23 protein-coding genes are annotated in these 21610 nt (G+C 48.3%); 11 read left to right on the top strand and 12 right to left on the bottom strand.

What is annotated here, in order from left to right:
• Positions 1-148 precede the first annotated feature (148 nt).
• From I1H34_RS21910 to I1H34_RS21920, 3 genes are all read right to left on the bottom strand, one after another.
• Positions 149-664 (bottom strand): hypothetical protein, encoded by a 516-nt coding sequence (locus tag I1H34_RS21910; protein WP_212663041.1) that lies wholly within the window; start codon positions 662-664, stop codon positions 149-151.
• A 100-nt stretch (positions 665-764) separates the two neighbouring features.
• Positions 765-1616, bottom strand: a complete 852-nt coding sequence (locus tag I1H34_RS21915) for a toll/interleukin-1 receptor domain-containing protein (RefSeq protein WP_212663042.1) — start codon at positions 1614-1616, stop codon at positions 765-767.
• Between the two features lie 121 nt (positions 1617-1737).
• Positions 1738-2763, bottom strand: coding sequence for a nucleotide-binding protein (locus I1H34_RS21920; RefSeq protein ID WP_212663043.1), 1026 nt, complete (start codon positions 2761-2763; stop codon positions 1738-1740).
• Between the two features lie 367 nt (positions 2764-3130).
• Here I1H34_RS21920 and I1H34_RS33120 point away from each other — a divergent pair, with 367 nt between their 5' ends.
• Positions 3131-3265, top strand: a complete 135-nt coding sequence (locus I1H34_RS33120) for a hypothetical protein (protein WP_212663044.1) — start codon at positions 3131-3133, stop codon at positions 3263-3265.
• Positions 3266-3413: 148 nt separating this feature from the next.
• The gene (locus I1H34_RS21930) at positions 3414-4037 is read left to right on the top strand and encodes a Coq4 family protein (protein ID WP_212663045.1); all 624 of its coding nucleotides are present in this window, start codon (positions 3414-3416) and stop codon (positions 4035-4037) included.
• Positions 4038-4118: 81 nt separating this feature from the next.
• Here I1H34_RS21930 and malQ read toward each other — a convergent pair whose 3' ends face one another.
• Positions 4119-5639: a 4-alpha-glucanotransferase gene (gene malQ, locus I1H34_RS21935; RefSeq protein WP_212663046.1), complete on the bottom strand. Its 1521-nt coding sequence runs from the start codon at positions 5637-5639 to the stop codon at positions 4119-4121.
• Positions 5640-5655: 16 nt separating this feature from the next.
• Positions 5656-6762 (bottom strand): NAD(P)/FAD-dependent oxidoreductase, encoded by a 1107-nt coding sequence (locus tag I1H34_RS21940; protein ID WP_212663047.1) that lies wholly within the window; start codon positions 6760-6762, stop codon positions 5656-5658.
• Positions 6763-6982: 220 nt separating this feature from the next.
• Here I1H34_RS21940 and I1H34_RS21945 point away from each other — a divergent pair, with 220 nt between their 5' ends.
• Together I1H34_RS21945 and I1H34_RS21950 are read left to right on the top strand one after the other, a co-directional pair.
• Entirely contained in the window at positions 6983-7201 is a 219-nt protein-coding gene (locus tag I1H34_RS21945; protein ID WP_212666385.1) for a DUF4327 family protein, read from the top strand.
• Positions 7202-7275: 74 nt separating this feature from the next.
• Positions 7276-7470, top strand: coding sequence for a hypothetical protein (locus I1H34_RS21950; protein ID WP_212663048.1), 195 nt, complete (start codon positions 7276-7278; stop codon positions 7468-7470).
• A 265-nt stretch (positions 7471-7735) separates the two neighbouring features.
• Here the strand turns inward: I1H34_RS21950 and I1H34_RS21955 are convergent, their stop codons facing one another.
• Positions 7736-8281: a cofactor assembly of complex C subunit B gene (locus I1H34_RS21955; RefSeq protein WP_212666386.1), complete on the bottom strand. Its 546-nt coding sequence runs from the start codon at positions 8279-8281 to the stop codon at positions 7736-7738.
• Positions 8282-8593: 312 nt separating this feature from the next.
• Between I1H34_RS21955 and sigC the strand changes: the two genes are divergently transcribed.
• The gene (sigC, locus tag I1H34_RS21960) at positions 8594-9865 is read left to right on the top strand and encodes an RNA polymerase sigma factor SigC (protein ID WP_212663049.1); all 1272 of its coding nucleotides are present in this window, start codon (positions 8594-8596) and stop codon (positions 9863-9865) included.
• Positions 9866-10090: 225 nt separating this feature from the next.
• A complete protein-coding gene (locus I1H34_RS21965; RefSeq protein ID WP_212663050.1) occupies positions 10091-10540 on the top strand; it encodes a Fur family transcriptional regulator in 450 nt (149 codons plus the stop codon).
• Here I1H34_RS21965 and I1H34_RS21970 read toward each other — a convergent pair.
• Genes I1H34_RS21970 through I1H34_RS21980 form a run of 3 tightly spaced genes read right to left on the bottom strand, consistent with a single transcriptional unit; the run spans position 10537 to position 14752 of the window.
• On the bottom strand, positions 10537-11124 hold the full coding sequence (locus I1H34_RS21970) for an acyl carrier protein phosphodiesterase (RefSeq protein ID WP_212663051.1): 588 nt from the start codon (positions 11122-11124) through the stop codon (positions 10537-10539). The two genes, I1H34_RS21965 and I1H34_RS21970, sit on opposite strands and share 4 nt — an antisense overlap.
• Positions 11121-12191, bottom strand: coding sequence for a glycerate kinase (locus I1H34_RS21975; RefSeq protein ID WP_212663052.1), 1071 nt, complete (start codon positions 12189-12191; stop codon positions 11121-11123). Before I1H34_RS21975 ends, I1H34_RS21970 begins: the two co-directional genes overlap by 4 nt.
• Before the next feature lie 17 nt (positions 12192-12208).
• Positions 12209-14752: a glycogen/starch/alpha-glucan phosphorylase gene (locus I1H34_RS21980; protein ID WP_315874850.1), complete on the bottom strand. Its 2544-nt coding sequence runs from the start codon at positions 14750-14752 to the stop codon at positions 12209-12211.
• Positions 14753-15273: 521 nt separating this feature from the next.
• On the opposite strand from I1H34_RS21980, the gene msrB reads away from it, so the two are divergent.
• The 4 genes from msrB to ilvN all read left to right on the top strand — a co-directional run bounded on the left by msrB (position 15274) and on the right by ilvN (position 17934).
• Complete coding sequence (gene msrB, locus I1H34_RS21985; protein WP_212663053.1) at positions 15274-15669, top strand: peptide-methionine (R)-S-oxide reductase MsrB; 396 nt, start codon at positions 15274-15276, stop codon at positions 15667-15669.
• A 121-nt stretch (positions 15670-15790) separates the two neighbouring features.
• A complete protein-coding gene (locus tag I1H34_RS21990) occupies positions 15791-16345 on the top strand; it encodes a DUF4333 domain-containing protein (protein WP_249369489.1) in 555 nt (184 codons plus the stop codon).
• A 43-nt stretch (positions 16346-16388) separates the two neighbouring features.
• Entirely contained in the window at positions 16389-17360 is a 972-nt protein-coding gene (locus I1H34_RS21995) for an alpha/beta fold hydrolase (RefSeq protein ID WP_212663054.1), read from the top strand.
• A gap of 55 nt (positions 17361-17415) precedes the next feature.
• A complete protein-coding gene (gene ilvN, locus I1H34_RS22000; RefSeq protein ID WP_212663055.1) occupies positions 17416-17934 on the top strand; it encodes an acetolactate synthase small subunit in 519 nt (172 codons plus the stop codon).
• A 41-nt stretch (positions 17935-17975) separates the two neighbouring features.
• Here the strand turns inward: ilvN and I1H34_RS22005 are convergent, their stop codons facing one another.
• Positions 17976-18905, bottom strand: a complete 930-nt coding sequence (locus I1H34_RS22005) for a Ycf66 family protein (RefSeq protein WP_212663056.1) — start codon at positions 18903-18905, stop codon at positions 17976-17978.
• Positions 18906-19355: 450 nt separating this feature from the next.
• Positions 19356-19478 (bottom strand): photosystem II reaction center X protein, encoded by a 123-nt coding sequence (locus I1H34_RS22010; protein WP_212666389.1) that lies wholly within the window; start codon positions 19476-19478, stop codon positions 19356-19358.
• A 272-nt stretch (positions 19479-19750) separates the two neighbouring features.
• Between I1H34_RS22010 and I1H34_RS22015 the strand changes: the two genes are divergently transcribed.
• Complete coding sequence (locus tag I1H34_RS22015) at positions 19751-20035, top strand: YggT family protein (RefSeq protein ID WP_212663057.1); 285 nt, start codon at positions 19751-19753, stop codon at positions 20033-20035.
• Positions 20036-20108: 73 nt separating this feature from the next.
• Here I1H34_RS22015 and accC read toward each other — a convergent pair whose 3' ends face one another.
• Positions 20109-21458 carry an acetyl-CoA carboxylase biotin carboxylase subunit gene (accC, locus tag I1H34_RS22020; protein ID WP_212663058.1) on the bottom strand — a complete coding sequence of 450 codons (1350 nt, stop codon included), beginning with the start codon at positions 21456-21458 and terminating at the stop codon, positions 20109-20111.
• Positions 21459-21610: the final 152 nt, after the last annotated feature.

The following is a 21610-nucleotide window of genomic DNA, read 5'->3' on the forward strand; positions in this document are numbered from 1 at the left end:
CAAAGGTACGAATGGCTATCAGAAAAGTTCAATAAATCGCTCAAGTCTAAGCTTTCCTTGCACAGGATGAATTAGATAACGCAACAACAAAGAGTGACTTATAAAACTATAGGTGATCTCCCATCTACCCCAAACACATAGAAAATATTTAGAACGTCACATACAGCCCACTCTGTCGCGCAAGGCAACTTCTGAGGAATGAAAGGTACTCTATCGTCAAGGAATTATCCGACTTAGATAGAAGTTCAAAGGACTGGCTTACCTCATCTGGTGATTGAAAATACGATCCCATTTTCCCTGGATCAAACGGATTGAAAGAAGGTCCAACGGTTTGACCCAACAGAGCGGCTTGGGATGAGTGAGTTAAACAATCGCCACAATCAAGCCATGCAGAACCGATACCAAAATCTTTGATTGGATCATAGAAGCGGGTAATCGCAAAATCTCCAAGTGTGTGAACATCATGAACATTTTCTACTTGTGTTCGCCAATCTAAATTGAGAGGTTCCCCTTCATATGGATCAACAAGGAATCGCACATTTTCTTCTATGTATGAGTGCAGTGGAACTACATCATTTGATGCAAGAGCATTATGTAAAATCGTGAGAAAGTCAGTCTTAAAAAACTGCCAATCAAATTCGAAAGCTTTATGCTCCATCGACATAAATCAAAGTTGGATCGGTTAACGCCCAAAATCACCGGGCCGCTGCTAGCGACGCTCCATTTAAATCTGACTGAATCGGCGGCTCCGGTGCATGTATTTGTTAGGCATTTTTTACGCCGAGTGCAAAATCGAGTGCGCGCTGAAAACGGGATAAAGGGATTCCGTGCTCCGTTCGTTCTAAGTCAGACGAGTGATAGTTCAGCCAATGATATTTCTTCAACGCCTCTGGTGGTTCACAGTCTGTGTCCAACAAAACGGGAATAATGTAGATTTCGCCCTCTGGCACCTCCTCTGCGACCTCAACGCTCTTGCGCAGTTCTTTTTGAAAGTAGCCGCGCTTAGCTATTGCATTGGAAGAGAGCAGCGGCATAAACACCTGAGATCGACGAATAGCCCTTCGGATTTCAAGCCCCCAATCCTGGCCGGGAATTAATGACTCTTCGTCGAACCAGAGTCGGTATCCCATTATCTTGAGTTTTTCGTAAATCGTACGGGCAATTTCCACGTCGACGCGCGAATAAGATAGGAAAATCTGGTCGGAGCTGCGCTGGTGCCGTTCTCCCAATTCATCCACGTGTCTAAGAATCTCGTTGATCGCAGCATCTTCATCGCCATCAAAGTAAACAAGTCGTTCTCCAGCAAGATATTTCGGCGCACGGCTAACAAGCTTTTGTGTGGTGAGCAAGACGGTCCGATGGTCGTTGCCGTGACCAGTGAAAAAGGCAATCTCACTTGCCACATTTGCGTACCATGTGGTGTGCAAACCAACAGCAACCAATGTGTCGGCATTCCGAATTGCTTTCGCGACGTCATCATCAACGAACGAAAACTCGGAAAAATCGGCCCGGATTTGTTCACCAGCGATCGCTTGGTGTCCTGATTTTGTGATGCGCTGCGCAATCTTGAGAGCGAATTCCTTGTCGTAGTTGGTATGAGCGACGAAAACAATCATCTGAATGCCTAAATATACTTATGAATACCTAACGTCTGGCATAATCGGGCCGCCGCGATTGATGCTCTATTTGAAAACGTGTTGAAAACGTGCTGACGGGGGCTCCGCGTTCATGCCTTTGTTATGCGATATTGGAAAACATCTTGGGAGGCTCCTCATCGCTGTGGTCAATATTGAACTTGGCGACTCCGTTATCATATGCAGTCCGGTAGTCGCTGCTGTTACCAATTGCGGTGTAGAATCCACTGGTAAACACTGTGGCCCCTGCATCGGAGATGATTCCGGTCGCACCGATGGTGAATGGGACATCAGCGGACACACGCTCGGCCAATCCATCAGTTTCGCAGCACGAGAACAGGACGCATTCGAGCTTCTTTGCGAGCGGGCGAAGGAGCGCATGGAATAAATCGTAGCTCACAGCTTTAGTGGTACCATCCGATGATTCAAACAGAAATCCGCCTGTCTCCGTGCCAGAGCACGACAAATGAAGGATTTCGGGATGGTGCAAAAGCAGTAATCGATCCAAGTCGTGGGCTTGCACGGCCCACTCTTGTTCAAGAACTATTTCACCAGATCGACGTGCAGATTCGAGTGCCCGCGTAATTCGCCGCACCTCACAATCCATTCGAAGCCGATTCTCGTCAATCGGATTGGCACAGAGCACCAGTACCTTTCGTGCGGCTTTCCGCTGACCCCAATTTTGTAATTCTTGCCGAATCGTGAAGCATGCGGGACCGACCGCGGTCAATAAGTTTCCTTGGTCCGCACTGCGGTAAGCGGCAAAGGTCACACCATGGAGGTCACTGATAACGTCAGGCTTGGCACTTGCGTCGAAAACAGCAAATGTCCGTGAACGCCCGACGTGACCATAGAAAAGTCCAAGTTCAAAAAGAACGTTTCCGCGCGTAGTTCCGGTCTCCGCTCCGCGGCTAACAAGAGTATCGTCGCTGCGAAGAACGAAAATGCCGTAGTCGAATTGCTTGACGGTGTCCACCAACGTCTCAAGATAGCCATGCGATAGACTGAATACACCTTCGTTCCAAAGGACGACCTCGGCGGCGTCAGCGAGTTGGTGTTGGATCGCTCTGGCAACATCAAGCCCTTCAGACGACGACCCAATGAAGACTCGTGGTTTTTGTATTGTCATTTGTTCGATCGCATAACTATAATTAGCAGGCAAATTGCCTCTTAACACGAAAAAAAGAAGGGCTAGTTGTCGTCTCAAAGCCAAGCTATCTCTACATTAGCATCTCTGATACAAGGCCAAGCTTTACGGAAAATCGCCGATATGTAAAATCGATTCTGAATGCCTATATATAAGGCAGGAAAAGCGTTGCCAGTATATTGGCTATGCACCTATGAAGAATGTTAATAGGCAAAATAACCGTATAAGTTCCAATATCGGCTATTAACAGGCACTCTATGGCACCTACCAACCCTCATAAACTTTTCGGCTAAGTTTGTGAGGTAATACGCGAGCCAAACATGACACTTACAGCACTGAGAAAAATTACATGCAGTGGATACGGTGCTTGATTCCCTTCCACAACGAAAGTCATCTCAAAGAAATGGCCGAACATGAAGTCGAAGCCTTTCTTACCCTCGATACAATAGTAAAAGTGCATAGGCATCCCATATTTAACGCTTAAGTGCTCAGCCCGCACTCAACCAATTGTCCCTCTTTAATCCATCGCTGACCATCACCATATGGTCATGACAGGCATTTCATTTAGAACTGCTCCAATCTCGAATAAAGGGTGCCTATATTGCTACCGCTCGTTTAGGAAGGTTGAAAAAATGGATAGTAGTCATCCACTAGCCACTAGCCAGCGGCTCTCCTTTTTTACCTTAGCTGTACAAGCCTATCGCCAAGGCAAGCTAGGAGATGTTGCCGCTTATAAATCTGCAATATTAGGCACTAAAACTTATCCAGAAATTGCAGAAAAGCTCTCTAGATTGGCAACCTGCTTTCCTCACATTGATTTAGCAGCCTTAAGAAGGCTACCAGAAGGAACCTTTGGACAGATCTATGCCCAGCATATGGATGAATTCCATCTAACGCCATTGGAGATTAGCCCAGACGTCATCGCTCAATTGTCAGATCAATCTTTGGGACTGCGCTATACCCTCCTCCATGATGTGTTTCATGTGCTGTTAGGGTATGACACCAGCTTGGTCGGAGAAATGGGGGTGTGGGCCTTTGTCGATGCCCAGCAGTATAGTCCTAGCTATCAGACAGCAGCCTGGTTAGCCCATTACTTATATCCCTTCGTCATTCCGCACCGATACCGCCAACTACGTGCTATCGAGCAGCAAAGTCGTCAACTTGGACAGCAAGCAGCCTGCATCATCGCTCAACCCCTCGAAGACTATTGGTCAGAACCCCTCTCTATGGTTCGATCGCGCCTAGGGTTGGCATAAAGACTTCAACCCTAGAGAAGCTGGGTTGCTTCCAGGGGGTAAGAATTCTAAACCTCAAAGTTTTGAGATTTTAATGCGCCACTAATCCCAGGAGTCATCCGTTTTGACGGGAGCACGACCGTAGGTGTCAGTGAGTTGCAGTAACCGTTCTGCGATCGCATCCGTCAATCCACCCGAACGATACCGCCAAGCCCAGTTCCCCCCCGACGTGCTGGGTAAGTTCATGCGGGCCTCGGTCCCTAACCCCAGCAAATCTTGCACCGGGATAATCACCTGGTTGGCAACGGAACTCAAAGCCAGTCGCATTAAATCCCAGTGAATGCCTTCCTCTGAAAAACCGCCCATATAGCCTTCCACAAACACCCGCTCATGGTCAGGCATATCTTGAAACCAGCCCACTGTCGTGTTGTTGTCGTGGGTGCCGGTATAAACCAGGCAATTCTGCACATGGTTAAAGGGCAGGTACGGATTGCCAGAACCAGAGCCAAAAGCGAAGTGGAGAATCTTCATGCCGGGAAATTCAAACTTATCCCGCAGCTCTTCCACATCGGGGGTAATGATGCCCAAGTCCTCGGCCAGTATCGGCAGATTGCCCAGTTCATCTCTGAGGGCTTCGAATAGCTCATCTCCAGGAGCTTTGATCCACTCTCCGTTCATGGCAGTGGTTTCCCCTTGCTTGACCTGCCAAAAGGCTCGAAAGCCCCGGAAGTGATCCACACGGATCAGATCCACATAGTCCAGCATGGTGCGGAAACGCTGAATCCACCATTTGAAGCCTTGATGTTTCATCCGCTCCCATTGGTAAATGGGATTACCCCATAGCTGCCCCGTATCACTAAAATAATCTGGTGGCACCCCAGCCATCAGCGCCGGTTCGCCTGTTGCTGGATCTAAGAAAAATTGTTCAGGATTGGCCCAAACATCTGCACTATTGTGAGCCACATAAATGGGAATATCACCAATAATCTGAATGCCGTTATCGTTGGCATACTTTTTCAAATTAGACCATTGCTGAAAAAACTGAAACTGCCAAAACTTATGCATCTCCACATCAGACTGCAGCTTTTGTCGCCAATGGGCCATGGCAGCGGGTTGCCGTTGGGCAATCTCTTGGGGCCAAGTATTCCAAGCAGCCCCCCAATGGGCATCTTTGAGGGCCATAAATAAGGCCAGATCTTCTAACCAGACCCGAGTTTGACAAAAATCTCGAAAGGCGACGGCGAGTTCTGGAAAGACCCCAGCCTTAAAGTTGTCATAGGCCCGCCGCAGCAGACCGAGCTTCATGGGGAGAACCTGCTCGTAGGCAATCGTCTCGGGTCGAAAGCCGACCCCTAGCTCTAGGTCTTCTTCTTGCAGCAATTCCTGCTCTTGCAGTTGCTCAAGACTAATTAATAAGGGATTGCCCGCCATGGCTGAGTAGCACATATAGGGAGAGTTACCGAACCCCGTTGGCCCCAAAGGCAATACCTGCCAAAGTTGCTGACCACTCTTGGCCATAAAATCAACAAATCGGTAGGCTTCTGGCCCTAAATCACCGACTCCAAATCGACCAGGGAAAGACGTAGGATGCAGGAGAAGGCCACTAGCTCGGGGGAAGGGCATAAATCAAGAACTCACTTTAGTTCGATATCAACTGTCGCACTTTTTGGGCCGTAATGGGAGCTAATAAAACACCATTGCGATAATGCCCGCTAGCCACCACCACATTGTCATAGCCAGGTAGCCGTTCAATGATAGGAGCAGGCCGTTCATGGGGCCGAGGACGCAACCCAGACCAGGTTCTCAGAATACTGGCATGGGCTAAGGATTCATCTAATGCGATCCCACGCTGATGCAGCTCATACATTTGCGCTGGATCAGCCTCAACCGCAGCCCCCACTTCTACAGGAAACTCCACTGTCGCCCCCACCCACACCTCGGAAGCATTGATCGGCACGATATGGACCTGATCACCATTCACAACCGGCATAGGCTCGGCAAGAGGGGTTTGACGGCGCAGGTGCAGCCCTTGACCCAAAACAGGATAAATCGGCACCGTCTGATTGAGAGTCGTCGTCAGGGGCATTGATCCTAATCCAGCCGCGACAATCACCCAATCCACGGGATAACTCTCGGCTTCTGTACAGATATGCGTCAGACATGGGGGATCCTGCTCGGGCAAAGATCTAAATTCAGCCACCGGAGTATTGAAATAAAACGTAGCCCCCCGCTTTTGAGCCGCCGTGATAAGCGCCGCCGATAAAGCCACCGGATCGACTTGGCGATCTTGTGGCGAATAGATGGCACCCACCACTGGTAGGTTAGATTCCTGCAAATGAGCTGCCCATAGATGGGGATAGGCCTGAACCAGCTGCTCCCGATCCAAAATATCCAGGCGAAATCCCTGTTTTGACCGGACTTGCTGGGTTTTATACCATCGCTGTAGCTCATCGCCATCAAAACACAGGCGCAAAATACCTTGTCGGTTATAGGGCAAAGATGTTTGGGTGATGGCTTCCAGTTCAGGTATAAGCGTTTCGTAGAGCTTTAGACTTTCTAGACGCAACAGCAAATGTTTACCCTTGAGCTTTAGGGTAGTCGCCGCCATCAGAACGCCAAGGGCAGCTCCGGTTGCCTGCCATTGATGCTCTTCTCGGGCATCCCAAACCGTGACCTGATGCGTCTGGCTCAGTTCAAAGGCAATTGCTGCCCCCACTACACCACAGCCAATAATGCCAACTCGCATTGCGTTCCCTGCCTTGAGGAACTTATGAATAACATGATTATTAAGGAAAAATCAATAATCTGACTACCAAGAAATTCATAAGCATGTGTTAGGATGATGAGCGAATTCAAGCAGCCGGTTGCATAACACCTCTTAGACAACGCAACGTAGCTGTTTTTAGTGTTTGCACTATTAGCAATCCGTTTAATCTTTCTACAATTCATCTATGACAAATACCACCATGACTCCGGCGGTTCTGCACCCAATGGGTAAACTGCAGCGCCAAGTGCAGTCGTTAGTCAATTCTCAAAAACTCAAGCCAACCGATAGCCTATGGAAAGTTGGGTTGTTGTTTCCCGATAAATGGACACATCTAAAAGATGAGTTAATCGACTTTGAATTTTCGATGCAAGATCCAATCGCCAGCTTCCTAGAAGTGGAAACCTGGGAAGACGAATAGCGACACAGTTTTCATTCAGCATTGATTGAACCAACAGATAGTTAGCCACCCGCAATACTGCAGGACGTTTCCCTATGGATGGCGGCCGAGTTCAGGATGCTGGTGAAACCCCCATTCATATTCAAAACCTTTTCTTGAGTCAAGGCTCTCTACGATATCTCCACCCATGGGAAGAGAGCTTGCAAGGTATTGGCCTTAATCCGGGCTTTGTCCCCACAAAAACGTTGAGGCTGATCCATGAAAACAGCAGCATTTTAGATGAACGCTAGCACCAGCGATTGATGTGATCCTTCGATGATGTCGGACAACGAAGATATCCGTCCAACAGATAGAAGACCAGGAGATGGCTAGTCAGCTCAAACTTTAACGAAAGCCCACCAGGCGAAGCGCATCTGTTTAGGTGACACATTGCCCATCAAATATTTACGCATGTCATCCGCAAGAATGGAGACAGTCTCGCAATCGGCGGTGCCAGTAAACTGATGTCTCGATACTGGATTGAATTAGGGCCACTCCTGAGGCAGCGAGCGGTCGCTATGGTGCAATAACGCCAAAAGTTTTCAGGGTCGGGCGCATTGCTGTGATTTCATCCCGGTGGGCAATGACGGTAAGTAGGGTTTGGGGCTCTGCGTCAGCAGTCGAGGACTCCACCGATTCGACTTTGAGTCTAACCTGCTCTGGCCGTTGCGCTCTTTGCCAGTAGAACCAGCCTGCTATCGGTGAGATGACAGTTATCACCGTAAAGCCTAACCCCACAGCGGGAAAGAGAATGCTAAACACTAGGCTTAAGCAGAGGGTTGCCGTTAGCATCAGAGCCGTTAGGAAACAGGCCATCACAACGCTGGGCCGTACCATCCCTTCAAAGGTGACTTGATCCAACTCTTTGTCCAGGGCTGCTAGCCGATAGGACCGATTCGTCAGGTGGTCTTCGACTTTTTTCAGCACCGTTTCTTCTGGCTGGGTAGACAGCCATTGCAACTCCTCAATGCGATCTTTCACCGAGGCACGAATGAAGAAGAACAACCCCACCATCAGCAATAAGGTCAGCAGAAAGGTTGAGGGTAAAACAAAGGAGCGCATCATAGGTGATTGAAGCCAAGTGAATAAAACAAATGTGATGCAAGTTGCCAGATCGAATTGACCTCAGTCACTGCAAGCACTTGGAAGAAAACATATTGTATGAGAATACACCCCTGAGAAATTGTTGTAATTTCTTCTGTCTTCCAAACAAAAAACAATTATTTGGTCGCGGCGAAAAAATCGCTTAGAGGTGTCTTCTCTGTTTAGTTTACAGCCAAAACTAGAACTCTTCATATGCTTGAAAGTCTTATTTTTTGGGAACTATAGAGGAAGGGAGCTGTTTTCGCTTTAACCTGTTAGAGGTGATCTTAGATGTCGGCAATTCCGCAAAAAGCAGAAGTCATTCATGCCGTTTATGACGGTCAAGGGAACAGTCGTGACCTTGACCAAAATTCCAATGAACCTGAGGAAGTAGATTTTGATCCAAGCGCTGAATTAGATGATGATGCTTCTGAAGATCTTGCCGCTCTGAAGATGACTCCCATTTCTGCTGCCAACCGTCGCGGAACGACGGATTTGGTGCGGTTATACTTGCAAGAAATTGGCCGAGTAAACCTATTAGAGCGAGATGAAGAAGTCGCTGAAGCCCAGAAGGTGCAACGCTATATGCATCTGCTGGAAACGCGAGAAGAATTATTAGAGAGTCATCCGGTTATTGCTGAGTATGCACGCTTAACGGATGTCCGTGCTCGGCTGACCGCCATGTTGGGGCATCGCCCCTCTTTCAAACGCTGGGCCAAGGAAGCTGATATTCCAGTAGAAGAGCTAAAACCTCGACTGGCCGAAGGCAAAACGGCCTGGGCCGAAAAGGCAGAATTATCTACTGCGGAGCTAGACCAAATGGTCAAGCACGGCATTAAAGCCAAAGAGCATATGATTCAAGCCAACCTGCGCTTGGTCGTCTCTGTTGCCAAGAAATACCAAAACCGAGGCTTAGAACTTCTAGACTTAATTCAAGAAGGCACTTTAGGCCTAGAACGGGCGGTAGAAAAGTTTGACCCCACTAAAGGGTATCGCTTTAGTACCTATGCCTACTGGTGGATTCGACAAGGAATCACTCGTGCGATCGCAACCCAAAGCCGCACCATCCGACTCCCGGTCCACATCACCGAAAAGCTGAACAAAATCAAGAAGGCTCAGCGCAAACTGTCCCAAAGCAAAGGGCGAACCGCCAGCATTGAGGACATTGCCCAGGAAATGGATATGACCCCGGAGCAAATTCGGGAACTCCTAGTCCGGGTCCCCCGCTCTGTCTCCCTGGAGATCAAAGTTGGTAAGGACAAAGATACTGAATTGGGCGACCTGCTGGAAACGGATGATATTTCTCCCGAAGAGCTGATCATGCGAGAGTCCTTACAGCATGAACTCAAGCAGCTCCTCGCCGACTTAACCCCTCGGGAGCGAGATGTAATCACCATGCGATTTGGCCTTAATGATGGCAAAACCCATTCCCTCGCCCAAATTGGTAAGTCCTTAGATTTATCCCGAGAGCGGGTCCGCCAAATCGAATCTAAAGCCTTACAGAAGCTGCGACAGCCCAAGCGTCGTAATCGCATCCGTGACTTCCTAGAAGCGTTTGCCTAACGATTATTTCGTTAAAAATTGCCAAGATCACCCTAAGAGGATCGCTAAGCGATCCTCTTTCTTGTGTTCAGGGCTAATGGGCTGAGCCACGCTTCAAAGTATGGAGTTACAGTCTCCCCCTGCATTAACCGATTCACTTTACTTTTCTCAATAGAATCTTCTTGTTGCCATCGGATGCATCATTGGTTTAGACTTTCAATAAGCTCATGTTCTTGAGAAAAGACTATGTACAGTTCCAACTCACTCAAAGCAGAACTGAATGACCGAGGATGGCGTCTTACTCCTCAAAGAGAAACGATCCTCAATGTGTTTCAAGACCTGCAAAAAGGGAAGCATTTAAGCGCTGAAGATTTATACAATCTCCTGGAAGAACAGGGTGAGCCCATTAGTTTGTCAACCATTTATCGAACGGTTAAATTAATGGCTCGCATGGGAATCTTGCGAGAATTAGAATTTGCTGAAGGTCATAAACACTATGAGTTGAATCAGCCCTATCCTTACCATCATCACCACCTAATTTGCGTCAAATGCAATAAAACCATTGAGTTTAAAAGTGACTCCGTTCTGAAAATTGGCTCTAAGACCGCCAAAAAATCAGGCTTCCACTTATTGGACTGTCAACTATCGATTCATGCCATCTGCCCCCAATGTCAGCGGTCTTTACTCCCCACCTAATCCAGGGTGTGGCAATGTTGAATCATATCTGGGAAAAATTGCGAAAAGTCCTGGGTAAAGGTGGGGTAATGGGCCATCCAATCTTCCATGGCAGGACATAAATCCACAGAACGTTGCCAACGGTGGCTGATTCTACGAGATAAGCGAGACAAGGTATTTTCGATGCCCTCAATGGTCTGGTATTGGGTCAGCCAATCTTCCGTAGCTATCCGATCTAAAAGAGCGTGAATCTCTGCCGGTAGCCAGCCAGAATAGCGTTCAAATGAACGGTAGACATCGTGTGTAAACGTTGCCAATGGCACATCACTATACTCTGACCAATGACAAGCTAAGTGGTGATCGTAAAAGATATCCACCAAGATACCTGCCATGCGGCGATGGGCAGGACTGATCAGACGTTTGCTATGGCGAACCACCGAATGTCGATCCGTAAAACTATCAATCTGTTGATGGTGTTTCATTCCGGCCTGCATCTCCACGGAGAACTCCTGGCGGACCGTCCCTTTAATGAAGTCTGCGAGTAAGTTGCCTAGTCGATGTTCAACCGTCGGCTGAGCCAGGTAGAGATGGGCTAAAAAGTTCATGCAAGAGGGGTGTCCCAATACCGGCGAGCCGGTTGATAAATATCGCCTAAGGTGTGATCTGCATTCACTGTAATCACCAGATCTGCTCCGGTTTCCTGAGTGGACAACGGTTTTACAAATAGCTCTGGATGCAGCGCTTTCCAAAAGTAATCCACAAATTCATCGATTTCCCCATCACTCATCCCGGCGTTACCAGATGCGATCGCTTTATGTTCTGCTTCTTTCCGCCACTGCTTACTGAGATGGTAATCCGCTAAGTTCAGCACCATCAAACGATCGAGACGGTCCCACAACGGCAAATAGTCCTGCAGACGTTGATTCATCTCCACCGCGAACTGGCAATCTACTGCCGTATCAATGGGGGAAGGGGCTTGCTCAAAGACATCAGGTGGAATGGGTTGTGCCCCCACAAACCAGCCCTCAAACAACACAATATCGGCATTCGGCACCCTCTCAAAACCACTACGATCGCCCTGCCCCCCATAGGCCGACTTATCAAACCGAGGCACTTGCAGGTGAGTATCAGCCTCATTTGCTCGCACCTGATCCAAAAGTTGAATACCTAAACCGACATCATGGGTTCCCGGTGGTCCTCGCCATTTCAGTCGAGGATCTTCTACCTGCAGCTGTTGGCGATCGCCATAGGTCTTATAAAGATCATCAATGGAAAGACAGCAACATGAGTAGCCTAGCTGCTCAAGAAGGATCTGCAGCACCGTGGTCAGGGTCGTTTTTCCAGCCCCTTGCATCCCCAAAATGCCTTGAATCAAAGGGCGATTGAGTTTACGTCTAGCCTCTGCCAGCTGCAAAGCTAACGGCATCCATACCCGCCAGAGGGTCTGTAGCGGTGAAGTGGAAATTTGACAGTCTCCGCACCAAAACTCCTCCACCTGGGGATAGATCCGGGGGAGGAGCTGGGCAAACTGGTGAATCGTTGCTTCTACCGACCCTGGAGTCAGGCCAAAAGCTGCTGACCGATCTGGTTCAGACAACATCCATTCGCCTAATTCAGCAGTTTGATGTTTAGTCAGTGCCTTCCCTTGAACCAGTTGCTCTAAACTGTCCATGATTTAGGCGCTTATTCCTAACACTGACGCAGTTCAACGTTAACAGGCTCAATCTTCCAGATATCTCGACAATAGTCATCAATCGAGCGATCCGAAGAAAACTTACCCATACGGGCCGCATTCAAAATCGACATGCGAGTCCATTTTTCCTGATCCTTATACACCGCAGCCACCTGATCTTGACAGGCAATATAGGAAGCATAGTCGGCACAGAGGAAGTATTGGTCCTGATTCAGCAGATCATCCACCAAGGGTCGGAACAGCTCCGCATCTCCCTGAGAGAAGAACCCAGAAGCAATCCGGTCAATCGCCAGCTTCAGCTCAGCGTTGGTATGGTAATAGTCCCGAGAACGATACCCATGAGCCCGCTTGTGATAGACCTCTTCCGTCGTCAGGCCGAATAAGAAGAAGTTGTCTTCACCCACTTCTTCCCGAATTTCCACATTAGCCCCATCTAAGGTACCAACGGTAAGGGCACCATTCAGGGCAAATTTCATATTGCCTGTTCCGGAGGCTTCTTTGCCAGCGGTAGAAATCTGCTCCGACAAATCGGCAGCAGGGTAAATGCGCTGGGCCAGTTTGACATTATAGTCTTTCAAAAAGACCACCTTTAGTCGGCCTCGCACATCAGGATCGCGGTTAACCACATTTCCCACGGAGTTAATCAGCTTGATGATGAGCTTGGCCATAAAATAGCCTGGCGCCGCTTTACCCCCAAAAATAAACGTACGAGGCGTAATCTCCATTTCAGGATTAGCCTTGATGCGGTTATAGAGGGTAACGATATGGAGCAAGCTCAAATGCTGCCGCTTGTACTCATGGAAGCGTTTCGCCTGAATATCAAACAAAGAATCCGGGTCAACGGTGATGTTGTTATTATTTTGGATGTATGTCGCTAGCTCGGTCTTGCTATGCTGCTTGATGCGCCGCCACTCGACTTGAAAGCCTGCATCATCCACAAATTGCTCTAACTGCTGCAGTTCATTCAGCTTTTTAATCCAGGAATCGCCAATTTTACTGGTAATCAGCTTACTAAGCTGGGGATTACTGAGAACCATAAACCGACGTGGCGTCACCCCATTCGTTTTATTGGTGAACTTGTGGGGATACATTTCATAGAAATCCCGAAGCACGTCTTTTTGCAGCAGCTCCGTATGTAGCGCGGCAACCCCATTGATGGCATGGCTACCGACACAAGCCAGGTGAGCCATCCGTACATACCGCTCACCACTTTCATCAATTAGAGACATGCGAATCATGCGCTCTTCATCATCCGGAAACTTAATCCGCACCTCATCCAAGAAGCGCTGATTAATCTCATAAATGAGTTCCAAATGGCGAGGTAACAATGAACCAAATAGCTCGATGGGCCAACGTTCTAAGGCTTCAGGCAAGAGGGTATGGTTGGTGTAAGCAAAGGTCTGATGGGTAATGGCCCAGGCTTGCTCCCAATCCAGCTGGTGGTAATCGATCAATAGCCGCATCAGTTCTACCACTGAGATAGCGGGGTGAGTGTCATTTAGCTGAACGGCAAATTTCTTGTGGAAATTTTCTAGGGGTAAGTTCTGGCCATGCAGAATGCGAATCATATCCTGCAACGAACAGGAAACGAAGAAGAATTGCTGGGTCAGACGGAGTTGCTTGCCTTGAGAAGAATCATCATTGGGGTAAAGGACCTTGGAAATATTTTCCGAGATCATTTTTTCGTAAACCGCTCCCAAATAGTCACCGGAGTTAAAGGACCTAAAGTCGAAGGATTCAGGTGCTTCTGCCGTCCATAAACGCAGGGTATTCGCAGTATTAGTTTGATAACCCAAGATAGGAGTGTCGTAGGGAATCCCTTTAACGACTTGATCTGGCACCCAGCGTGAACGGTAGATACCATGATCATCTGTGTAATGTTCGGTGTGGCCGCCCAATTTAATTTCTACGGACCATTCTGGCCGGGCAATTTCCCAGGGGTTGCCTGCACTTAACCACTTATCAGTGCGTTCTACTTGCCAGCCATCGCGAATATCTTGATCAAAAATGCCAAATTCATAGCGAATGCCATACCCCAGAGAAGGAATATCCAACGTGGCGAGGGAATCCAAATAACAGGCGGCTAAACGGCCTAAGCCGCCATTTCCAAGGCCTGGCTCTTCTTCTTCTTCTTGCAGTGCATCCAAGCTGAGGCCTAATTCCGCCATGCCTTGCTCAACTTGGTCATAAATCCCGAGGTTGATGAGGTTATTGCCCAAATGCGGTCCCATTAGAAATTCCGCAGAGAAATAGGCGACAGTCCGAGACCCTAGCTCGGTATAGGTGGCTGCCGTATTGATCCACCGTTGTAAGAGACGATCTCTGACGGTATAGGCCAACGCCATATAGTAGTCATTGGTCGTCGCCAGGGCAGGAAACTTGCCCTGTACATAGAAAAGATTATTGAGGAAAGCCCGTTTAAGGGTTTCGCTATCCATACCGGTGCGATTGCTTAACTCGCAGCGATCTTGTAAGTCGATAGCATCGAGAGACAGTTCGCTAGAAGAACCATGAACTTGGGCTGAAGGATTGCTGGTCATTGCACTAAAGGAAGAAAGTACCAGGAATAAACGGTCAGCCTCAATCGCACTTGAGAGCTGTGCTCAGATTATTATCATTCAATGTTAATCATGTTTGTGCTGTGCAGCACTAGAAGACCCCCCTTAACTTCATAATTTAGGATTTGCTTTAGATCCCCACACTTCATCTCAGATCCTGCATCAAAGGCTCATTTGCTGCATTCGGCCTCTACAATCTTCCAATTTTGAAGAAAGAAAGTTAGATTCAGCTGAATTTCCCTCAAAATATAGCCTTCGACATCCCAGGAAGGGGCGCTAGTCCAAGATGTTAGTCATCACACCGATTGGGTTGCATGGACTCGCGATATCGGTTATCCGCCATACCCTGGGGAAATCACCACCAACCAGACCCAAAGATGGAAAAAGTAACGTTAGGATTTAGATAAGAAGCATGGTTGTCAGCTCAATGGTGGCGGCTGCTTATGTTTCTCCTGATATCACTTATCCAAGCAAGATTGCCCTTCTGACTCAACACAAAATTTATGGAAAAAGTACAGAAAACAGAACAGGAATGGGAAGCCCAACTCACTCCAGAACAATTTCGGGTGACCCGTCACCATGGGACGGAGCGGGCCTTTACCGGGGAATATCATGACCTGAAGACAGCAGGCACCTATCAATGTGTTTGTTGCGGTACAGACTTATTCAAATCCGACACTAAGTTTGATTCCGGAACTGGCTGGCCTAGCTTTTGGGCACCTGCAGACAAAACTCATGTCCAGGAAAAGTCAGATCGCAGTTTGTTTATGGTCCGAACTGAGGTGCTCTGCGCAGCCTGCGATGCCCATCTAGGTCATGTCTTTAATGATGGTCCTCAACCTACAGGCCTAAGATATTGCATGAATTCTGCGGCCCTAAAATTTATCCCCACAAGTTAAGGGTCTGCCCCTGATGAACCAGGGGGTTTAATCCTAGGCTGGACTGCAGCCCAGCCTCTGAAACTTATAGACCCAACAGCACTCATAGTCTTTTGAAGTCCCATCCTTACGCCAAAATCCTGTGAACAGAAATCATTGCTTGCAATATTTGCGAGGGTATAGTCTACTCCTTCTCCCCAGTGCGCTCCTAGCCTGTGCACCCATTGTGGATGGGGATGAGGTGGGTCGCCGAATTCACAAGGAATTTGAACGCAAAACTGAAATTGCGGTGCACTCGGTGAAATGTCCCCAAGATATTGAGAGCAAAGTAGGTAAAAAATTTGTTTGCGATATCTATGCTCTAGAGGGGAATATTCTCAAAACCCAAGTCACCTTAAAAGATGACCAAGGTGATATTTCATGGTCTGTCCAGACGGGCCTCGTCAATTTAGGGGTGATTGAAGAGAATATTGAGAAAACCTTCCAAGATGAGCGCTTAAGCAAAGTCAAAGCCTCTTGTGATGGCAAGTTCAAAATTGCTCGCCAAGGAGACACCTTTGAATGCGACGTCCAGGAGGGGAATGATGACCAGGGCAAAGTGATGGTCAAAGTGACGGATAAGCAGGGCAAAGTCAATTTTCAGTTCTTAGACCATGCTGATCCTGCAGCAGAAGATGAACAGCCCTCTGATCAGTAGGGGTATCACTAGAATTAAGTCGGCAGTAAGATAGGCAATCGGATTGAGTACAACCAGAGCTTGGCAACAACAAATCGGGCACCAGCGAGACTGGGCTTGGCGGGGATGGCAAATTCGCTATACCTTTATGCGCGGAACACAGGAGACGAATCAGCCCCCTATGCTGTTATTGCATGGGTTCGGTGCCTCGATTGGCCATTGGCGATTCAATGTACCGGTATTTGCCCAAGACCGAACGGTCTACGCTCTAGATTTATTAGGGTTTGGGGCGTCCGAGAAAGTTTCTACAGATTATTTAGTGACACTATGGGTGGAACAGGTTCATGATTTCTGGCAAACCTATATCCGCACCCCGATGATTTTGGTAGGAAATTCCCTAGGATCGTTGGTCAGTCTCACTGCCGCTGCCCTTTACCCAGAGATGGTAGCGGGCCTAGCAATGTTAACTCTGCCAGATACGTCGGTATTGAAAAATCCTTCATGGGTCAAACCTGCGATCGCACCCTTGAAACTAGCCCTCAACCCAGTGGCCGCATTAGCCAAAGCCTTTTTCACTTCTCCCCTAGTCTTCAACCCATTTTTTCGATTCATTCGTCAACCGAAGATTATTCGCTCCTGGGTCAAGAAGGCCTATATCGATACCACTTCCGTTGAAGATGATCTAGTGGATATCCTGTCTAGTCCTGCTTATGATCAGGGCGCCGTAGATGCCCTCCGAGCCATGGTCAACACCATGTCCAAGCCCCAAATACCGAAACATACGGCGAAGGAGATGCTGCCTCAATTAACCATTCCGACTCTATTGGTTTGGGGTCAACAAGATGTCATGATCCCACCCAAGTTGGGGCCGCTCTTTGCCTGCTGCAATCCTCGGATACAGCTGGTAGAGTTAGCAAATGCCGGGCATTGCCCCCATGACGAATGTCCAGACCGACTCAACCCCATTCTTCTAGAGTGGCTCGCCTCTCACTTCCCCCTGAGTAGGCCAAAGCCAGAACAGTTGCACTGCGCCTAGATTTGATCGCATAATCAGGCCATTACACCACCCCAAGTTGGGGCTCAATCAAATCATGAAACATACACTATCCGTCTTAGTAGAAGACGAAGCTGGCGTTCTCACTCGTATCGCCGGACTCTTTGCCCGACGAGGATTTAACATCGAAAGTCTAGCCGTTGGACCTGCCGAGCAAATTGGGGTCTCTCGCATTACGATGGTCGTCCCCGGTGATGATCGCAGCATTGAGCAGCTCACCAAACAGCTCTATAAGCTAATCAATGTCCTCAAGGTTCAGGATATTACTGAAGTCCCTTGTGTGGAACGCGAGTTGATGTTGATTAAAGTCAACGCAGCCGCTTCTCTACGATCCGAGATTGTAGAGATCGTCCAAATTTTCCGAGCTAAAGTTGTGGATGTTTCCGAAGATGCCCTCACCATTGAGGTTTCAGGCGATCCAGGCAAGATGGTGGCCATTGTCCAAATGCTGAATAAGTTCGGGATCCAAGAAATTGCTCGAACTGGCAAGATTGCTTTAACCCGAGAGTCACGGGTTAATACTGAATACTTGAAATCTTTAGCAGCCAAGGTCTGACCGTTGAAGATCCGTCAGACTCTGGGGATTCAAGAGCTATCTTAATAACTGCCGTCGTCATTCTCAGGTCCACCTGAACCAGGGCCTGGATACTTGGGTAAATCCAAGGGCTTATAGTCTACGTAATCATCGTTGCCGTTTTGGCCGTAGGAGTCTGCACTACTATCGCCAGCATCATTAGATGAATAGCCATTAGCATCCACATCGTCAGCACCTGTGTCCTTCCGCCGGCGGTTTCTCATGGCCTTGACCGCTGATGAGTAATCATCGGGGGTATAGTCCTGATCTTCCAGCTCTCCTGTTATTTGCAGCGGGCGACGACGGCGCGGCCGATCTTCTGTTGAAGGTTCGGGAGGGGCATAGGACGTAGATGAACTGTAACCTGGGTCATAGCCATTATCTTGATCTTGGCCATAGCTATCTTGGGAATAGCTGTTGTTGCCCTGCTCATAGTCATCATAGGCAGCAGGCCGCCGTCTAGATCGCCGACTGGGTGCTTCCTCGTTATAGTCACTCCCATAGGCATATTCATCGCGTCTTGGCCGACGGTCACCCTCGCTCCGAATGCGACGAGGCCGAGCGGGAATATCGTCTTCAAACTCCAATTGAGCTTCAGACCGCATACGGCTAGAGCGTTGAGGTCGTTTAGGGCGATAGTCATCGTCTCGATCCCGTGGCCCACCCCGCTCTCGGGGCTGTCTTACGGGGCCATTATTAGGCAGGCGGCTCTGGATATTCTCAATCATCAGCGCCACTAACATCCCCACCACGATCATTTGTTGCAAGGACAGGGTAAACTCCATACCCAAATGGGCTAAGAGGATAACACCCGCTAGCAAGCCGAGAAAGGCATAGACATTGTCGGAATCTCGATGGTAGCCAGGCTTGATTTTATCCAAAAAGAATAATGCGATCGAACCGACGATCAGAATAACTCCAACAATGAGTGGAACAGGAGTACCGAAATTCACTTGGGATGTCTCTCTGGGTGACGACTGATAGCCAGGATCCGCGCACTCAATCAGTAGTAAAACGAAGGAGAACCGCTAGGTTGGCTGTAGGGAACCAAATTGTAACTTAACCGCTACGCCCCACCTTGATCAAACTCCATGCTAACGAGTTATGGGCCGAAATGGGATGAGCAGGGCATCTCAGTTTCTGGGTACAGCAGAATATCTTCCCTAGCTACAAGGGTTGTGAGGTGATTACAAGGAACGAGGCGGGCGGTATGGCATATCAACCAATAAAAACGAAGAACGGCTGAACAGTATTTCCAGCCGCGCTTTAAGAAAACATATTTTAAGAAATTTTGCCCCAAATGGCATTAATAGTTAAGCTGCCAAAACGCTGTTGGAGGTGATTATTGCGCTACAGGTGGACTGGAAAAGTCAACGCTAGAGACCAACAATCACCCAAACAACCTAGCGTCGTACAATCTTATCTTTTTGGCTGAAGAGGATGAATGCTCCACCAAGCAGACCCACAACAATGGCACCAAAAAGGATGCTATAGAAGAAGCCCTGTAAAGAAGGGGTAACGGTCATTAACAAGGAAGTCATATTTTTTTGATATTACGACAGCATCTCTAATCTTAAAGGTTTGTAAGGATATTGAGAAGTCTTCTCTTAACGACAACTTATCCATAACACCCTCACCTCCTCTGAATAGACATCACTTTTCTGGGTCTCTTCCTGATCATTTTGGGCTGGTAATCTCTCCGCTCCACATAAGATGCAGACTCTCGCTGTTGCTATCCCAAGCCTAGGCAACGCGCTACACTGATAACAAATCAGGGTACTGGGTTGGATACTTTTTTATGACCTTAGAAACGCTACTAATTTGGGGCCTTAGCTTTTGCTTCGGGCTATTTATCTTTCTATTTATTTTTAGAATTATCCTGACTTGGTATCCCCAGGTTGATCTCAATCAGATGCCGGTTTCCCTGGCAACCTGGCCAACAGAACCCTTTTTGATCCCCACCCGTAAACTTATCCCACCTATGGGAGGCGTAGATATTACACCTATTATTTGGGTCGGCATCACTAGCCTGCTGCGTGAAGTCCTGCTTGGACAGCAAGGTTTACTGAGAATGCTATTCTAGGCCACTTTTTCCATCCCATCTTGTTGCTGGGAAAGAGATTAGAGCCAATGCATAGCAGCCTAAATCAGGCGAACTATTGCAACCCCATCACTTCTTGAATGAAATTGGTATAAACCTCACCTTGATTAAATTCTGGGGTGTCTAAAATCTTTTGGTGAAATCCAATAGTGGTGGGCAATCCGGTAATTGCACATTCTTGCAATGCCCGCTTCATGCGTGCGATCGCAGTCGGTCGATCTCGCCCCCAAACAATCAGCTTGCCAATCAGCGAATCATAATAGGGAGGAATCTCATAATCCGTATAAACATGAGAGTCCACCCGTACCCCAGGCCCTCCAGGCGGCAGATAGCCATTGATGCGACCTGGATGGGGACGGAAATTATGGTCAGGATCTTCGGCATTGATGCGGCACTCGATGGCATGCCCCGTCAACTTCACTTGATCTTGGGTCACGCTCAGTTTTTCGCCTTGGGCAATGCGGATCTGCTCCGCAATCAAATCTAAGCCCGTTGTTACCTCCGTCACCGGATGTTCCACCTGAATTCGGGTGTTCATCTCCATGAAGAAGAATTCCCCCGTAGAAGACAGGAGGAACTCAACAGTGCCTGCACCCACATAGCCAATGGATGCGGCAGCCCGGACAGCTGCAGATCCCATTTTTTCTCTCAGTTCTGGGCTTAGGGCTGGGCTGGGGGACTCTTCTAGTAACTTTTGATGTCGTCGCTGGATCGAGCAATCCCGCTCGCCCAAGTGAACCACATTGCCATAGCTATCTGCAAAAATCTGAAACTCAATATGGCGAGGATTTTCAATAAATTTTTCGATATAGACCCCAGGATTACCAAAGGCCGCCTCTGCTTCTCCCTGAGCCGCTAAATAAAGCTTGCCTAAATTTTCAGGTTCCCGCACCAAGCGCATTCCCCGACCACCCCCACCAGCAGTGGCTTTGACCATGACGGGATAGCCCATCTCATCGGCAATTTTCTTAGCCGTTGCTTCATCCGGTACCAGCCCATCACTCCCAGGAACGGTGGGCACTCCGGCGTTTTGCATGGTTTCTTTGGCCGTAGACTTATCTCCCATCGCTCTCATGGCTTCAGGGGTAGGACCAATAAAGTGAATCTTATGATCAGCACATATTTCAGCGAAGCGAGCATTTTCCGCCAGGAAGCCATACCCCGGATGAATGGCAGTGGCATTCCGGGTTAACGCAGCCGAAATAATATTGGGAATATTGAGGTAGCTCTTACTGCTCGCCGGTTCGCCAATACAGACCGCTTCATCTGCTAACTGCACATTAAGAGATTGCTGATCCACCGTGGAATGGACTGCTACAGTGGCAATTCCCATCTCTCCACAGGTGCGGAGTATCCTCAAGGCAATCTCGCCTCGATTAGCAATTAAAATCTTAGAAAAACGCATGTTTCAACAGGAGCGTAACGCTCAATAACCTTCTCGCAATGACCCAGGACGAACCTGCTACACGCCCCAAGTCAAAACCCCTAAGGAGCTGCGTGAAACGAAATTCCACCACACATTCGTCCAGTAGCGGTAAGCAGTGTCAAAAGTAAAAT

The sequence above is a fragment of the Acaryochloris marina S15 genome, from assembly GCF_018336915.1.
Lineage (GTDB): Bacteria > Cyanobacteriota > Cyanobacteriia > Thermosynechococcales > Thermosynechococcaceae > Acaryochloris > Acaryochloris marina_A.

Excerpts from the sequence above, each read along its gene's own strand:
- I1H34_RS21970 (WP_212663051.1), bottom strand. The coding sequence starts at position 11,124 with ATGAACTTTTTAGCCCATCTCTACCTGGCTCAGCCGACGGTTGAACAT.
- I1H34_RS22015 (WP_212663057.1), top strand. The coding sequence starts at position 19,751 with ATGACCTTAGAAACGCTACTAATTTGGGGCCTTAGCTTTTGCTTCGGG.
- msrB (WP_212663053.1), top strand. The coding sequence starts at position 15,274 with ATGGAAAAAGTACAGAAAACAGAACAGGAATGGGAAGCCCAACTCACT.
- I1H34_RS21955 (WP_212666386.1), bottom strand. The coding sequence starts at position 8,281 with ATGCGCTCCTTTGTTTTACCCTCAACCTTTCTGCTGACCTTATTGCTG.
- accC (WP_212663058.1), bottom strand. The coding sequence starts at position 21,458 with ATGCGTTTTTCTAAGATTTTAATTGCTAATCGAGGCGAGATTGCCTTG.
- I1H34_RS33120 (WP_212663044.1), top strand. The coding sequence starts at position 3,131 with ATGCAGTGGATACGGTGCTTGATTCCCTTCCACAACGAAAGTCATCTC.
- I1H34_RS22010 (WP_212666389.1), bottom strand. The coding sequence starts at position 19,478 with ATGACCGTTACCCCTTCTTTACAGGGCTTCTTCTATAGCATCCTTTTT.
- I1H34_RS21975 (WP_212663052.1), bottom strand. The coding sequence starts at position 12,191 with ATGGACAGTTTAGAGCAACTGGTTCAAGGGAAGGCACTGACTAAACAT.
- I1H34_RS21915 (WP_212663042.1), bottom strand. The coding sequence starts at position 1,616 with ATGATTGTTTTCGTCGCTCATACCAACTACGACAAGGAATTCGCTCTC.
- malQ (WP_212663046.1), bottom strand. The coding sequence starts at position 5,639 with ATGCCCTTCCCCCGAGCTAGTGGCCTTCTCCTGCATCCTACGTCTTTC.
- ilvN (WP_212663055.1), top strand. The coding sequence starts at position 17,416 with ATGAAACATACACTATCCGTCTTAGTAGAAGACGAAGCTGGCGTTCTC.
- sigC (WP_212663049.1), top strand. The coding sequence starts at position 8,594 with ATGTCGGCAATTCCGCAAAAAGCAGAAGTCATTCATGCCGTTTATGAC.
- I1H34_RS21945 (WP_212666385.1), top strand. The coding sequence starts at position 6,983 with ATGACTCCGGCGGTTCTGCACCCAATGGGTAAACTGCAGCGCCAAGTG.
- I1H34_RS21980 (WP_315874850.1), bottom strand. The coding sequence starts at position 14,752 with ATGACCAGCAATCCTTCAGCCCAAGTTCATGGTTCTTCTAGCGAACTG.
- I1H34_RS21920 (WP_212663043.1), bottom strand. The coding sequence starts at position 2,763 with ATGACAATACAAAAACCACGAGTCTTCATTGGGTCGTCGTCTGAAGGG.
- I1H34_RS21910 (WP_212663041.1), bottom strand. The coding sequence starts at position 664 with ATGTCGATGGAGCATAAAGCTTTCGAATTTGATTGGCAGTTTTTTAAG.
- I1H34_RS21940 (WP_212663047.1), bottom strand. The coding sequence starts at position 6,762 with ATGCGAGTTGGCATTATTGGCTGTGGTGTAGTGGGGGCAGCAATTGCC.
- I1H34_RS21965 (WP_212663050.1), top strand. The coding sequence starts at position 10,091 with ATGTACAGTTCCAACTCACTCAAAGCAGAACTGAATGACCGAGGATGG.
- I1H34_RS21930 (WP_212663045.1), top strand. The coding sequence starts at position 3,414 with ATGGATAGTAGTCATCCACTAGCCACTAGCCAGCGGCTCTCCTTTTTT.
- I1H34_RS21950 (WP_212663048.1), top strand. The coding sequence starts at position 7,276 with ATGGATGGCGGCCGAGTTCAGGATGCTGGTGAAACCCCCATTCATATT.